Consider the following 13943-nt stretch of genomic DNA (forward strand, 5'->3'; position numbering starts at 1 on the left):
TCGCCTAGTGCGAGGTTTTTTCGAATCTGAAGCAAGATAAAGTTTTAGGGGTGTAGCTCCAATTGGCAGAGCAGCGGATTCCAAATCCGCGTGTTGGGAGTTCGAATCTCTCCACCCCTGCCATATTTAAAGCTCCAGCAGAAATGCTGGAGCTTTTTTGTATCTGTCACTTTTTCAAAGTGACGTTGAGGACCGGAGTGTCAGCCAGGTCGACTATATTGATCCCCATCGAAGCAGAAATCCTAGAGTCTTTTTGATTTATATTTGTTCGATTTTTAATCGATAATTACCTACCTTGAATAGAATATTGTCTTAGGAATGTAAGTGCTTACTTATCTCAGTCTCTTTTAGAAGCAATTAACAACACAATCCACACTTCTTTATGAGAATTATTCTCAATATTTTGTTACATTTTGGCCGTTATTACTAAAAGGCAACAAATATGGATATTTCCCGTCGTAAGTTTATTCAATCATCTCTCGCTATATCTGCACTAACAGTACTCCCCGCTTGTTCAATGAAGCGGTCTGCTGATGAGCAAGGAAAGTATGTTTATGACTTAACTGCTGAGCCCTCAACAGCAGAGTTAGTGAAGGGGTTTAATACCAATATTTTGGGTTTCAATGGACAGATTCCTGCTCCAACGATTCAATGTCGACAAGGTGAGAAGGTAATAATTCGTTTTACCAATAAGCTATCAGAACCTACTACCATTCATTGGCATGGCCTAAGAATTCCAATCGAAATGGATGGCGTTCCTTTCTTGAGCCAACCTCCTATTATGCCTGGCGAAACATTCATTTATGAATTTACGCCGCCAGATGCCGGTACGTTTTGGTATCACCCACACATGAATAGCGTGAAGCAGCTTGGTATGGGCTTAGTTGGTCTTATTATCGTAGAAGAGAGTAATCCAGTACGGTTCGATGAAGAACACGCATTGATGCTTAAGCATTGGCACATCGACAAACAGGGTCAATGGAAAGATTTAATGATCCCACGACTCAGTGCTCGTATGGGCACTCCTGGGGAGTGGAGTAGTGTTAATGGAGTCCATGAACCCGTATATCAGTTGAAGCAGTATGCAGCGACTAGACTGCGTATTGCTAATGTCGATAATACGATCACTTACCCTATTGTTGTCGAAGGGGCTGAAGCATGGGTTATAGCCATCGATGGTAATCCTGTAAAAACGCCTTATAAACTGACTCAACATAAAATTGGTCCGGGTATGCGTGTTGATATCGGATTGATCGCTCCTAAAGCAGGGGAGCGAGTTAACGTTCTCCAAATGAAGGGGCGTTTCCCATTTCCTTTGTGTGAATTTGAAGTCGTAGACTCAACATTTACTCAAGAGCGGGTGTTGCCATTATTGCCATTGAATCCAGTACCTAACCTAGATATTGCTAATGCTGAAGAGATCGATTTTGTATTCGAGTGGGAAGGCGCGGTATCACCAGTGTCTAAAGATGGGAAGTCCATGCCTAAGTTTTGGCTTACTAATAAAAGAGCATGGGAAGGAATGAGTAAAGATAATATTCCTAAACCGTTGGCAACTTTAGAACTAGGTAAGACTTACATATTCGATCTTAAGAACGTCACTCAATATCATCACCCGATTCATATTCATGGTCATACATTCACTGTATTGGAACTTGATGGTAAAAAAATTGAAGAACCTTTCCATACAGATACAGTGCTACTTGGAAAAAATGGCCGAGCTAAAGCTGCATTTGTTGCAGACAACCCAGGGCGTTGGATGTACCACTGTCATGTTATTGAACACATGAAAACGGGATTGATGGGATATATTGAAGTTAAGTGACACCTGTAACGTTTAATATTTGCGCATGCATTCTTAGTTTCTACCCTCGCTTTTATCGGCGGTAAAGCTAGAATATAGGGACTATTGTTTGGGAGGATTCATGGGTCAGTTATCTATTTTAGGTTTTATTGCCATTGGTGGCGCATTTGGTGCTTGTTCGCGTTATTTGATTTCAGAGTTATGTGTGGTGATGCTAGGACGTGGCTTCCCTTACGGTACGCTGACAGTTAACGTAATTGGCTCTTTAATTATGGGTTTACTCATCGCAGCGTTTGAGAATGAGATGGTTGCGACAGAACCATGGAGGCAGATTATCGGTCTTGGTTTCCTAGGAGCACTGACTACATTTTCTACATTTTCGATGGATAACGTGCTTCTTATGCAGCAGGGTGCTTTCTTTAAGATGGGACTCAATGTGCTACTCAACGTGGTTCTCAGCATCTCAGCAGCATGGATCGGCTTCCAACTTTTGATAAAGTCTTAAAACTTTCTTACGTTTTGTTAACAACTCGGCTTGGTTTATCCAAGCCGTTTTTATATACTCGATCGAACTTGTCGGAGTGCCATATGGCTGAGACCGTTAACTCGGGATCCGTTGAACCTGATCAGGCTAATACCTGCGAAGGGAACAAGAGTAGATATCTAACTAGAATCCTTCTAGAGATCTATCTCCAGATCACAACTGTATTTTCTTGTTGTGATCCCTCTTGTAGCATCAAATCCGTCAAGCATTTTTATCCCTATAAGTAATGGCTAAAAGCCAAGGAAAAATGCTATGTCGAGTCGTAAACAAGCAAGACTGGAAGCGAAGAATTTCATTGATTCTTTATCCGTACAACCTTATCCAAATTCAAAAAAAGCTTACATCCAAGGATCTCGAACGGACATTCAAGTCCCTGTTCGAGAAATATCACTCGCTGATAGCCTTGTGGGTGGCAGCAAAAAAGAGCCTGTATTCGAACCTAATGTACCTATTCAAGTTTACGATACCTCCGGTGTTTATACAGACCCTACACACGAAATAGACCTGTATAAAGGTCTTCCTAAGTTGCGAGAGCAATGGATTGATGAGCGTGGCGATACGGAACTGTTAGACGATGTAAGCTCTGTTTACACCAAAGAACGTTTAGAAGATGAAACCCTAGACGACCTTCGTTACGGCAATCTACCTAGAATTCGTCGTGCTACAGGTAACCAATGTGTTACCCAGCTGCATTATGCTCGTCAAGGCATTATCACTCCTGAGATGGAGTACATTGCAATACGTGAGAATATGGGACGTCAGAAGTTTGCTGATGAGCAGCTTAATCATCAACACCCTGGCCATAACTTCGGTGCCAACCTACCGAAAGAAATTACCCCTGAGTTCGTGCGCAAAGAAGTTGCAGAAGGTCGAGCTATTATCCCTTCAAACATCAACCACCCAGAATCAGAACCTATGATTATTGGCCGAAACTTCTTAGTGAAAGTGAACGCCAATATCGGTAACTCTTCAGTAAGCTCTTCGATTGAAGAAGAAGTTGAGAAGCTAGTCTGGTCGACTCGCTGGGGTGGCGATACCGTGATGGACCTTTCCACCGGCCGTAATATCCACGAGACTCGCGAATGGATCTTGCGTAACAGTCCGGTGCCGATTGGTACGGTTCCTATGTATCAGGCGCTTGAAAAAGTGAATGGCGTTGCGGAAGACCTTAACTGGGAAGTGATGCGTGATACCTTGATTGAACAAGCAGAGCAGGGTGTTGATTATTTTACTATCCACGCAGGTTTACTGCTTCGTTACGTCCCTATGACCGCTAAGCGTGTGACTGGCATTGTCTCTCGCGGCGGTTCTATCATCGCGAAATGGTGTCTTGCACATCATCAAGAAAGCTTCCTTTATACCCACTTCCGTGAGATCTGTGAGATCTGTGCGAAGTACGATGTTGCTCTGTCATTAGGTGATGGTCTGCGTCCGGGTTCGATTGCTGATGCCAATGATGAAGCTCAATTCTCGGAATTACGTACTCTAGGTGAGTTGACTAAAGTGGCTTGGGAATATGACGTTCAGGTGATCATTGAAGGCCCTGGACATGTACCAATGCACCTAATCAAAGAGAATATGGACGAGCAGTTAGAGCACTGCCACGAAGCACCTTTCTATACTTTAGGTCCACTGACGACAGATATTGCCCCTGGTTACGACCATATTACCTCTGGTATTGGTGCCGCCATGATTGGTTGGTACGGCTGTGCGATGCTCTGTTATGTCACTCCTAAAGAACATTTAGGCTTACCAAACAAAGAAGACGTGAAGACTGGCTTGATTACTTACAAGCTGGCAGCACATGCAGCAGACTTGGCAAAAGGACATCCGGGCGCACAGATCCGCGACAATGCATTATCAAAGGCGCGTTTTGAATTCCGTTGGGAAGACCAATTTAATCTAGCTTTAGATCCGGAAACCGCGCGTTCTTTCCATGATGAAACCCTGCCACAAGAGTCGGGTAAGGTTGCTCACTTCTGCTCTATGTGTGGACCTAAATTCTGCTCGATGAAGATCTCTCAGGAAGTACGAGAGTATGCAAAAGACACCGAACAAGTGGCGGCTGATCAGGCTATCGAAATTAAGATGTTGGATAACCCGTTGGAAGGGATGCGTCAGAAATCACAAGAGTTCCGTGATACCGGCTCTGAACTTTACCACCCTGCAGTCGGTGCAAAAGAAGCTCAATTAGAGGAATAATGGCAGTGAAGATACTCATCCCATCTCAAAATATTGAGTTGACGGGAGAGGTGCAGAACTGTCTATTGGTTGCTAAGCGACAAGGCTTAGCAACTGATGCGGTTGAGTTGGGTGTAAGCCCAACTCAATACTTCTCTATTGTTGACTCTCAGCAGGCGTTATCGATTGGCTTCGCTCATGATGTTGATTCATTGACGGTGTGTCAGCTAGCAGAACTGAACCATGTTGTTGATTACAGTCATTCAGTGGCGCTAGCTGGCGTCCGCGATGCTTTGGTACAAACTCCGAATACTATCTATATTGGTGTCTTAGATGATTCGGCTGTATTGGATATCTGGTCACACTTAGATGCTAATCGTGCAATCAAGAGTTCAACTACAGCTCATCAGGAATTAGATAATTGCGGCCATTTTGCCTGGTTACTTACTTTGTTGGCGTTGGAGTTCCCACTAGAAGACGCACTAGTTTTAGCTCGAGCAGCATCTAATGTTTCACGTGGAACATGGCCTGCACATTACCAAAATTTTCCTATCCCTGTTCTTGAAGATCAACGATTGGACATAAGCGTAGGTTGGGCTAACCAAGGGATATCACTTTCTTTTTCTGAATTGAATAAGAGTAGCCTCGGTTTATACCCCGTAGTTGATGATGTTGACTGGATCGAAAGATTACTCAAGCTTGGAATCAACACTGTTCAACTACGTATTAAGAACCCGCAGCAAGCGGACTTAGAGCAACAAGTCGCACGATCTATCGAGCTTGGTCGAGAGCATAACGCTCAAGTTTTTATCAATGATTACTGGCAGCTTGCACTCAAGCATAACGCTTTTGGTGTTCATTTGGGGCAAGAGGATATTGAAGAATCAAACCTCTCACAACTTAGCCTTGCGGGTATAAATATTGGTTTATCGACTCATGGCTATTACGAGTTACTGCGCATTGTTCAAATTAACCCAAGCTATATTGCGTTGGGCCACATCTTCCCAACAACAACTAAACAGATGCCATCAAAGCCTCAGGGTTTAGTTCGTTTATCTCTGTATCAACAGCTGATTGATACTATCCCATACACAGAAGAACTCACCGGTTATCCGACGGTTGCTATTGGTGGTATTGACCAATCGACAGCTGAGCAGGTGTGGGATTGTGGGGTGTCGAGTTTGGCGGTGGTACGTGCGATTACATTAGCGGAAGACCCTAAAAAGGTGATCGAATTTTTCGAAAAACTGATGGCGTCTAAACCTCCAGCTCTCAAAGAAGAGGTTATGCAGGAGCCTAGCTATGCTGAGTGACTTTGAATTTATTCGTTATCAACGACAAATTGCGTTACCTGAAGTCGGTGAACAAGGACAACGAAACCTATTAAATAGCCATGTGTTAGTGATTGGTTGTGGTGGCTTAGGTAATGCTGCGGCTCTTTACCTTGCAGCTTCTGGTGTTGGAAAGATCGTGTTGGTTGATGATGACTGTGTGGATTCATCTAACCTGCAACGACAGGTCGCGTTCAAAGAAAGTCAGTTAGGTTCACCTAAAGTCGAAGCTTTGAAGCAACAACTGAGCGAGCTCAATAGTCGCAGTCAAGTGAGAACCATCAATCAGCGAATGAGTGAAAGTCAGCTTGAACTTGAAGTGATGCTCGCTGATTTGGTGTTGGATTGTACTGACAACTTTAAGTCACGCTACCAGGTTAACCAAGCATGCTTCGGTAGCAATACACCTTTGATTTCCGGTTCTGCAATTGGCTGGAAAGGCCAGTTTATTGTCTTTGATTATCAGAATCAGAAAGGGTGCTATCACTGTTTGTTTCCGTTCAATAATCATCCACAAACGACTCGTTGTAGTGATAGCGGCATCATAGGCCCGGTTGTTGGCACCATAGGTAACCTTCAAGCTTTGGCTGCTATTCAACGCTTAACTCGTGGTGAGTTTCAGGTAGCAACACACCAGCTCAAACTGTTCGATGGCCAATCGATGAATTGGCAAAACTTAATGGTCACTCAAGATAGTGAATGTCCCGTGTGCAGTGCGTCTGCAGTTAAGCATTTAGAAGAAGAAATCCAATGAGTCATATAACGATCTCTATAAACGAGCAACCAGAACAGGTCGCGCACTTGTCGTCTCTCGCGGACATTATCCAGGCTCTGTCACTACCTGACCTGGGTTGTGTCTTTGCGATCAATAATGCGGTTGTCCCACGAAGTCAGTGGCAACAAACTGTCGTCAATGAAGGCGACGCTATTTCTCTTTTCCAAGCTATAGCAGGAGGCTAATCATGTTAACTATTGCTGATAAAACGTTTCAATCGCGACTCTTCACAGGAACGGGTAAGTTCGCGAATAAGCACTTGATGGCGAGTGCTATTGAAGCTTCAGGCTCGCAACTGGCAACCATGGCGTTGAAGAGAGTTGATATTCGCTCTGAGCAAGACGACATTTTACAACCCATCATTGATGCTGGCGTGAACTTACTACCGAATACGTCAGGCGCTAAGAATGCAAAAGATGCTGTCTTTGCTGCGCATTTGGCTCGTGAAGCGCTAGGTACAAACTGGCTTAAACTGGAAATTCATCCAGATCCAAAGTACTTGATGCCAGACCCAATAGAGACGCTTAAAGCTGCTGAGCAACTGGTTAAAGATGGCTTTGTTGTGTTGCCTTACTGCCATGCCGATCCAGTATTGTGTAAACGCTTGGAAGAGGTGGGTTGTGCTGCGGTTATGCCGCTAGGTGCCCCAATTGGTTCAAACAAAGGTATCGCTTCGGCAGACTTCTTAGAGATCATTATCGACCAAGCGAATGTCCCTGTGATTGTGGATGCAGGGATTGGCGCGCCATCACATGCTGCTCGTGCAATGGAAATGGGCGCAGACGCTGTGTTAGTGAATACGGCTATAGCTGCGTCTCAACAGCCTGTTGATATGGCGATTGCCTTTAAGTTAGCGGTAGAAGCAGGACGTATGGCTTACCTTGCCGGACTTGCAGGAAAAGTATCTCACGCGGTTGCTTCGAGCCCGTTAACTTCATTCCTAGACGAGTAGTATTGCTATGACGTTTGTTGATCGATTTAAACAGCTCAACTGGGATGACATTGGTATGTCTATCTTTAGTAAAACGGCAGCGGATGTTGAACGTGCTCTGAGTAAACCCAAACGCGACTTAGAAGACTTTAAGGCTCTGATCTCTCCGGCGGCAGAACCTTACTTAGAGCAGATGGCACAACAATCGCTAGCGCTAACTCGTAAGCGATTTGGCAATACAATGTCGCTTTATATTCCTTTGTACCTGTCTAACCTGTGCGCTAATGCGTGCACGTATTGTGGCTTCTCAATGGAGAACCGTATCAAGCGCCGCACACTTACTTTGGATGAAATCGATGCCGAAAGTGCGGCTATCAAAAAGATGAAGTTCGATAGCGTTTTGTTGGTCACCGGTGAACATGAAACTAAGGTCGGGATGAATTACTTTCGACAGGTGTTGCCGAATATTAAAAAGCAATTTAACTACCTTGCAATGGAAGTGCAGCCGCTTGATCAACATGATTACGCAGAGCTTAAAACTCTCGGCTTAGATGCTGTTATGGTTTACCAAGAGACCTATCAACCCAGAACTTACGCTGAGCATCATCTACGTGGCAATAAAATGGATTTTGAATATCGTCTTGAAACTCCCGATCGCTTGGCAAAAGCGGGGATCGATAAAATAGGTATAGGTGCCTTGATTGGTTTGGAAGATTGGCGAACCGACTGCTTCTTTGTTGCTGCTCACTTAGATTACCTAGAGCGCACTTATTGGCAGACTCGCTATTCAATTTCATTCCCGCGTCTTCGCCCGTGCGAGGGTGGAGACAGTAATGGAGGCTTACAGCCTAAGTCGATCATGAACGATAAACAGTTGGTTCAGCTTATCTGCGCATATCGACTCTTAAACCCTGAGGTCGAGTTATCTCTATCTACTCGTGAGTCAGCAACCTTCCGCGATAATGTGTTGCCATTGGGAATCACGAGTATGTCGGCGGCTTCTAAAACCCAACCTGGTGGTTATGCTTCGGGTGAGGAAGAACTCGAACAGTTTGAGATAAGTGATGAGAGAAGTGCTGCCGATGTTGAGTCGATGATTCGTAAGCGTGGTTTCGATCCGGTATGGCGAGACTGGCACAGTGCCTATTCTGGTTAATCAACATATTGGTTGATGTTCCACGTGAAACATCGACGAGATTCTATCGACAAACAAAAACGGCTACCTAAAGGTAGCCGTTTTTCTATTTAACTTAGCAAGTTTGTTTTGGTTCAGTTAACAACTTAGCGAAGCATTAAGCGTGAGCTAATGGTGTCGTTGATTGGCGTAGCCATTCTAACGTATCACCTTCAACTAGTGGGCTAACGTCGTTCCATACTTTCTGATGGTAGTCGTTCAGCCATGCCAGTTCAGGTCGAGTTAGCAAATCAACATTGATGTTGCGCTTATCGATAGGGCAACGAGTTAGTGATTCAAACGTCAGTACAGAGAAGTCACCCTGAGTTGGCAGCTCAACAACCAGTTCTAGGTTCTCGATGCGGATACCAAATTCATCAGCACGGTAGTAACCCGGTTCGTTTGATAACACCATACCTTCAACTAGAGGCACGTCGATCAACTTCTTAGAGATGCTTTGCGGTCCTTCATGAACACTTAGGAAATGACCAACACCGTGGCCAGTACCGTGGTCGTAGTCGAAGCCTTCTGCCCATAAGTGCTGACGCGCTAGGATATCTAGTTGGAAACCACGAGTACCTTGAGGGAAACGTGCACGTGCAATGCCGATGTGACCTTTCAGTGCGAGAGTGAACTGCTGAATCATTTCATCGCTTGGTTGGCCAATCGCGATAGTACGAGTGATGTCGGTTGTACCATCTAAGTACTGGCCGCCTGAATCGACTAGGTACAAAGTATTCAGTTCTAACTGACCTGGTTCAGGTTGGTTCTCATGGTTGTAGTGACACATAGCTGCGTTTCCGCCTGCAGCTGAAATCGTGTCAAAACTTAGGTCCATCAGCGTTGGGTCTTGCTCACGGAACGACTGTACTTTGTCAGCCAATACCGCTTCGTTGTGCAGGTTACCTTGTGCGACTTCTGCATCAATCCAAGATAGGAATTTCGCCATCGCCACGCCATCTCGAATGTGACACGCTTTCATACCTGTAATTTCAGTTGCGTTCTTAGCGGCTTTTGGCATGAGACATGGGTCTGCTGCTTCAATGATATGAGCGCCAGCGTTTTGTAGAACAAGCGTGTACCAAGCATTGCTTGTACCTGAATCGACAGACACATTTTTGTTTTCTAAAGACTGAAGGCGCGCTTCAAGCTCTGATGGGTGAGAAACTCGAATACCATTACCAACGTGTGCTTCAAAGCCTGCTGGGATGCGTGCTGGGTCTAGGAAGAAATCGACGCTTTCATCAGCGTGAATGATTGCATTAGACAGCACAACAGGTAGGCGAGATACGTCTAAACCACGAACGTTAAGCAACCAACAGATTGAGTCAAGCTCGGTAAGGATAGCGGCGTCTGCACCTTTTGCTTTCAACAAGCCAGCAATCTCAGTGCGCTTACTCTCGCTTGATTGACCAACGGTGCTTGTTGCCATTAGGCGCACATCAGACACGACAGGCTCAGGACGATCAGACCAAAGCTCATCAATCGGGTTTGCTGATAGTGTTGTTAGCTCAACTTTCTCTGCTAGTTTTGCTTGTGCGCCTTTCAACCAAGCGGCGGTGTGCATGCGTGGGTCGAATGCAACCTTACTACCTTGTGGCAATGAATTGACGATCCAATCTAAAGCCGGTTCTTCAATAAGGTGGCGATACTCAAATAACTCTGCTGGTACTTGCTTACGAACCTGAACGGTGTAGCGACCATCAACAAAAATAGCAGCAGTTTCACGAGTGATAACAGCGGCACCTGCAGAGCCAGTGAAACCTGTTAACCAGTGAAGTCGCTCGTTATGAGCGGGAACGTATTCACCTAGATATTCGTCTTCGTGTGGAATGATAACGGCATCTAGGTTATTTGTTTCAAGCCAAGCTCGAACCGCAGCAACGCGTTCAGCAGTGATATTGTGCATCTGTGTTTATCCTTATTGTTAGGGTCCTTGTTAACACTCACCATAGATAGACAGGTGAGGGGACTTATTAGGTCAATAAGCTAGCGCTTTTGTTCGTTTGCTGCAAACGCTGTACGCCATTTTTATCTAAGGTGCAGAGTTTTTTCTTTGATGATATCTCGCAACCAAGTTAAGGCTGGGTCATTTTCTCTGTCACGGTGCCAAAATAGAGTGTATGCCATCGGCGGGAATTCCATCGGTAAAGGAACAACCACTAAGTCGAGTTGCTTGGCGACCAGATAAGTAAAGTGGCTTGGTGCTGTAAACACAAAGTCGGTGTAGGTACACAGGCTTGCCGCGCTATTGAAGTCTGGAACTGAAATAGCGATATCACGTTGGTGGCCAAGATCGGCAAGTTTGTAGTCTAGTAGCCAACGGTCATTGCCATCACACCTTACTTGTACATGACGCTGTGCAAGGTAGGTTTCCAGATCCCACTTACCACTCAGTGCAGGGTGGTTGCGTCTTAACACACACATCTGTGCATCGCGGTAGATCTCTTGTTCGCAGATGTCGTCTGGCGGCAGCATGGTTAAACGCGCATCGTTGATGTCGATGTCTTTGCCTGTGAGTCCGATATCTAGTTCACCAAGCTGCAGTTTCTTAAAGGTTTGCTCTGTCCACGCGTGGGTGTTGATATTGACCTTAGGCGCTTGCCTAAATATTGCGGGTAAGAAGTGCGGAAGAATCAGTGGGTAAACACTCTCAACGGCTGCAATATGAAAACTGTGGTCACTGTTGTTGGGAATGAATGTCTCTGGTTGGGTAAGTACATCAAGTTGATTGATCAGTGTTTCTAATCGAGGCTTGAGAAAAACAGCTTTCGGTGTTGGTCGTAGGCCATGGGCACTTCGCGTAAAAAGGGGATCATTAAATTGCTCACGAAGCTTGGCTAGCGACTTACTCACAGCCGATTGGCTCAAGCATAATCGATGTGCGGTGCGCGTGACACTCAGCTCTTCCATCAGCACCTGCAAGCAAACCAATAGATTGAGGTCTAGGCGTGATAGTTTCTCGATATTCATGTGAGTTTCCTATTTGGAATAATGCTAATGAGTATATGCCATTTTTGTTCATATCTTTAGTCCGTTATTATGCATCCAAATTAACTCATCCGGAGAATCTTGTGCCTTCTAACGCGCTTCCAAATCCTAGCAAATTGCAGGTTGCACTACTTGCAATGCTGGTTCTATTTAGCCCTTTGGCTATTGATATTTATCTACCAGCTCTGCCACAAATTTCGACAGCGTTTCACGTGGAACATGCACTAGCACAAGATACGATTACTTGGTTTTTATTCGCCATGGGTGTCGGGCAATTATTTGCAGGCCCTTTGGCTGATAAGTTAGGGCGTCGAACCGTTGCATTGGGAGGTGTTAGTATCTATGCATTGAGTGCTTGCTTGGCGTGGGCAGCTCAGTCGATTGATATGATGCTAATAGCTCGGCTGTTACAAGGCTTAGGAGCTTGTGCGACTTCTGTAGCAGCCTTTGCAACGGTTCGCGATCTATTTGGCCCGCAGAAGAGCGGCCGAATGATCAGTTACCTTAATGGTGCGATCTGTTTTATCCCTGCATTGGCACCGATTCTTGGGGCTTGGTTGACTCAACAGTTTGGCTGGCGCTCGAACTTCAGCTTTATGGCTGTGTTCGCTGTCGTGGTTGGCACCATTTTGTTTTTCCAAATGAAAGAGTCTAATCCAGCGACAGAAAAGGTCGCGGTGTTCAAACTAGAGCGTTACTGGTCGGTACTGAAAACACCATCATTCATCTTCCATGCGACATTGTGCTTGATGGCGATGGCTGTAATCCTTGCTTACGTTACCTCTGCACCTGTTGTGTTGATGGAAAACCTCGGTTTGACGATGAATGAATTTACCTTCTGGTTTGGTATTAACGCGGTTATCAACATCATTGCTGCATTCACTGCGCCTAAATTTATGGACCGTTTTGGTACTTATAAGGCGTTAGTTGTTGGTATCTCAACACTTGGTTTAGCGGGTGTGGTGATGTTGATACTTGCAAACCAAGCGACGGCTATTGCATTTATGTTGCCTATCTTCTTATCTTCAGTTGGTTTCGCTTGGATTCTAGGTGCAGCAGCGGGTAAAGCGTTAGAACCTTTTGGTGACCGTGCGGGTACAGCAGCTGCACTACTTGGTTTGTTCCAAATGAGTGGCTCAGGATTGCTTGTTGGAACCATGCAACGTCTTGATTTAACATCGCAGGTGATGATTGCACTGCAAATGTTCCTTATTGTTCCAGCACTGTTGGTGCTTGCGAGCAAGGCGGGTAAGTCATGGCATACGACGTTTGCAAATGCATAAGTTACAAGGGTGATAAAATATACAAATGGCGGTTTGCGAAACGTTAAAACATGGTATATTTGTCACTCATTGAAACGTTAATACCACAACGGAAATACTGTAATGTCATTAACAACCTACGAAATGGCGCGCATCTTAGAACAAATGGAAGATGCACCTGAAAAGGTCATGTTTGGTAAATTGCTTAAAGAGCTAGGAAACCAAAGTGAAGAGCGTATTCGCAGTGCGGCAAAACAAGTTCCAATCGATACTTTACGAGATATCATCTACCAATTTCAGCGTGTGATTGAGTCTCGTAAAGGTGAACAGGTTCAGCTATTAGCAAAAGAGTTAGCAGAACAAGGTATCTCTGCTGAAGAACTACAAGCTTTTCTAAACAAGTAGTTTATCCCAGATAAAAAGAAACCACTCGATTGAGTGGTTTTTTGCGTTTAGGGCTAGGTAAATTTAAGAGCGATGTAAAATAGGTCTAGCTTGCGAATTGTTTTCTTAATATTCGATCAAGCGACATTGGTCCGGCTCCCCATACCACGACGATGAGAATCATTAGTCCCCATAGTTGATGATCATAGAACCCTTGTGCCCACAATACAGGGTATGACACGACGGCCATGATATTGAAAACGAATAACGTTGCAGCCATTGGTCGGGTTAACAAGCCAAGTGCTAAGAACACCGGCAGAATCAATTCTGCTGCAGTACCCATGTAGGCAGCAAGTTCCCAAGGTAACAGTGGCACCTGGTATTCCAATTCAAACAAGTAAAGAGTGCTATCCCATGTGGCTATCTTGGTTAACCCAGAGTTAAAGAAGACCCACGCCACCCATAGGCGGCAAAACAAAAGTAGCAGAGGAATAAAAAGCGCCTGTGATTTCTCAACCAACGCATCGTATTGAGCCATCACGTTCGTGACTGTGTTGTTATCCATG

General features: G+C 45.0%; 13 protein-coding genes, 1 tRNA gene and 1 riboswitch. Of the genes, 11 read left to right on the forward strand and 3 right to left on the reverse strand.

The window, feature by feature from the left end; genetic code table 11:
- Positions 1 to 46: 46 nt before the first annotated feature.
- The 9 genes from AACW75_RS17265 to thiH all read left to right on the forward strand — a co-directional run bounded on the left by AACW75_RS17265 (position 47) and on the right by thiH (position 8722).
- Positions 47 to 123 (forward strand) — tRNA-Trp (locus tag AACW75_RS17265).
- A 319-nt stretch (positions 124 to 442) separates the two neighbouring features.
- The gene (locus tag AACW75_RS17270; RefSeq protein ID WP_145572283.1) at positions 443 to 1825 is read left to right on the forward strand and encodes a multicopper oxidase family protein; all 1383 of its coding nucleotides are present in this window, start codon (positions 443 to 445) and stop codon (positions 1823 to 1825) included.
- Positions 1826 to 1925: 100 nt separating this feature from the next.
- Positions 1926 to 2309, forward strand: a complete 384-nt coding sequence (gene crcB / locus AACW75_RS17275) for a fluoride efflux transporter CrcB (RefSeq protein ID WP_004736665.1) — start codon at positions 1926 to 1928, stop codon at positions 2307 to 2309.
- 62 nt (positions 2310 to 2371) lie between these two features.
- Positions 2372 to 2470, forward strand: a riboswitch (TPP riboswitch).
- A gap of 130 nt (positions 2471 to 2600) precedes the next feature.
- Complete coding sequence (gene thiC, locus AACW75_RS17280) at positions 2601 to 4550, forward strand: phosphomethylpyrimidine synthase ThiC (protein ID WP_145572284.1); 1950 nt, start codon at positions 2601 to 2603, stop codon at positions 4548 to 4550.
- Positions 4550 to 5842, forward strand: coding sequence for a thiamine phosphate synthase (locus tag AACW75_RS17285; protein WP_237297884.1), 1293 nt, complete (start codon positions 4550 to 4552; stop codon positions 5840 to 5842). Before thiC ends, AACW75_RS17285 begins: the two co-directional genes overlap by 1 nt.
- Entirely contained in the window at positions 5832 to 6614 is a 783-nt protein-coding gene (locus AACW75_RS17290) for a HesA/MoeB/ThiF family protein (RefSeq protein ID WP_145572286.1), read from the forward strand. The genes AACW75_RS17285 and AACW75_RS17290 overlap by 11 nt, the downstream gene beginning before the upstream one ends.
- On the forward strand, positions 6611 to 6820 hold the full coding sequence (thiS, locus tag AACW75_RS17295; protein ID WP_017085664.1) for a sulfur carrier protein ThiS: 210 nt from the start codon (positions 6611 to 6613) through the stop codon (positions 6818 to 6820). Before AACW75_RS17290 ends, thiS begins: the two co-directional genes overlap by 4 nt.
- 2 nt (positions 6821 to 6822) lie before the next feature.
- Entirely contained in the window at positions 6823 to 7587 is a 765-nt protein-coding gene (locus tag AACW75_RS17300; protein WP_017069601.1) for a thiazole synthase, read from the forward strand.
- Between the two features lie 7 nt (positions 7588 to 7594).
- Entirely contained in the window at positions 7595 to 8722 is a 1128-nt protein-coding gene (gene thiH, locus AACW75_RS17305; protein WP_145572287.1) for a 2-iminoacetate synthase ThiH, read from the forward strand.
- A gap of 136 nt (positions 8723 to 8858) precedes the next feature.
- Here thiH and AACW75_RS17310 read toward each other — a convergent pair whose 3' ends face one another.
- Positions 8859 to 10649, reverse strand: coding sequence for an aminopeptidase P family protein (locus AACW75_RS17310; protein ID WP_145572288.1), 1791 nt, complete (start codon positions 10647 to 10649; stop codon positions 8859 to 8861).
- Positions 10650 to 10771: 122 nt separating this feature from the next.
- A complete protein-coding gene (locus tag AACW75_RS17315) occupies positions 10772 to 11713 on the reverse strand; it encodes a LysR family transcriptional regulator (protein ID WP_012605070.1) in 942 nt (313 codons plus the stop codon).
- Between the two features lie 101 nt (positions 11714 to 11814).
- Between AACW75_RS17315 and AACW75_RS17320 the strand changes: the two genes are divergently transcribed.
- Both AACW75_RS17320 and tsrA read left to right on the forward strand, forming a co-directional pair.
- Positions 11815 to 13014, forward strand: a complete 1200-nt coding sequence (locus AACW75_RS17320; protein ID WP_222425054.1) for a multidrug effflux MFS transporter — start codon at positions 11815 to 11817, stop codon at positions 13012 to 13014.
- A 102-nt stretch (positions 13015 to 13116) separates the two neighbouring features.
- A complete protein-coding gene (gene tsrA / locus AACW75_RS17325; RefSeq protein ID WP_017075887.1) occupies positions 13117 to 13398 on the forward strand; it encodes an H-NS-like global regulator TsrA in 282 nt (93 codons plus the stop codon).
- 85 nt (positions 13399 to 13483) lie between these two features.
- Here tsrA and AACW75_RS17330 read toward each other — a convergent pair whose 3' ends face one another.
- Positions 13484 to 13942 carry a DoxX family protein gene (locus AACW75_RS17330; RefSeq protein ID WP_145572290.1) on the reverse strand — a complete coding sequence of 153 codons (459 nt, stop codon included), beginning with the start codon at positions 13940 to 13942 and terminating at the stop codon, positions 13484 to 13486.
- Position 13943: the final 1 nt, after the last annotated feature.

It is taken from the genome of Vibrio sp. L3-7 (assembly GCF_963898195.1).
Taxonomy (GTDB): domain Bacteria; phylum Pseudomonadota; class Gammaproteobacteria; order Enterobacterales; family Vibrionaceae; genus Vibrio; species Vibrio echinoideorum.

Excerpts from the sequence above, each read along its gene's own strand:
- thiS (WP_017085664.1), top strand. The coding sequence starts at position 6,611 with ATGAGTCATATAACGATCTCTATAAACGAGCAACCAGAACAGGTCGCG.
- AACW75_RS17315 (WP_012605070.1), bottom strand. The coding sequence starts at position 11,713 with ATGAATATCGAGAAACTATCACGCCTAGACCTCAATCTATTGGTTTGC.
- AACW75_RS17290 (WP_145572286.1), top strand. The coding sequence starts at position 5,832 with ATGCTGAGTGACTTTGAATTTATTCGTTATCAACGACAAATTGCGTTA.
- thiH (WP_145572287.1), top strand. The coding sequence starts at position 7,595 with ATGACGTTTGTTGATCGATTTAAACAGCTCAACTGGGATGACATTGGT.
- AACW75_RS17300 (WP_017069601.1), top strand. The coding sequence starts at position 6,823 with ATGTTAACTATTGCTGATAAAACGTTTCAATCGCGACTCTTCACAGGA.
- AACW75_RS17270 (WP_145572283.1), top strand. The coding sequence starts at position 443 with ATGGATATTTCCCGTCGTAAGTTTATTCAATCATCTCTCGCTATATCT.
- AACW75_RS17330 (WP_145572290.1), bottom strand. The coding sequence starts at position 13,942 with ATGGATAACAACACAGTCACGAACGTGATGGCTCAATACGATGCGTTG.
- thiC (WP_145572284.1), top strand. The coding sequence starts at position 2,601 with ATGTCGAGTCGTAAACAAGCAAGACTGGAAGCGAAGAATTTCATTGAT.
- AACW75_RS17285 (WP_237297884.1), top strand. The coding sequence starts at position 4,550 with ATGGCAGTGAAGATACTCATCCCATCTCAAAATATTGAGTTGACGGGA.
- tsrA (WP_017075887.1), top strand. The coding sequence starts at position 13,117 with ATGTCATTAACAACCTACGAAATGGCGCGCATCTTAGAACAAATGGAA.
- AACW75_RS17310 (WP_145572288.1), bottom strand. The coding sequence starts at position 10,649 with ATGCACAATATCACTGCTGAACGCGTTGCTGCGGTTCGAGCTTGGCTT.
- crcB (WP_004736665.1), top strand. The coding sequence starts at position 1,926 with ATGGGTCAGTTATCTATTTTAGGTTTTATTGCCATTGGTGGCGCATTT.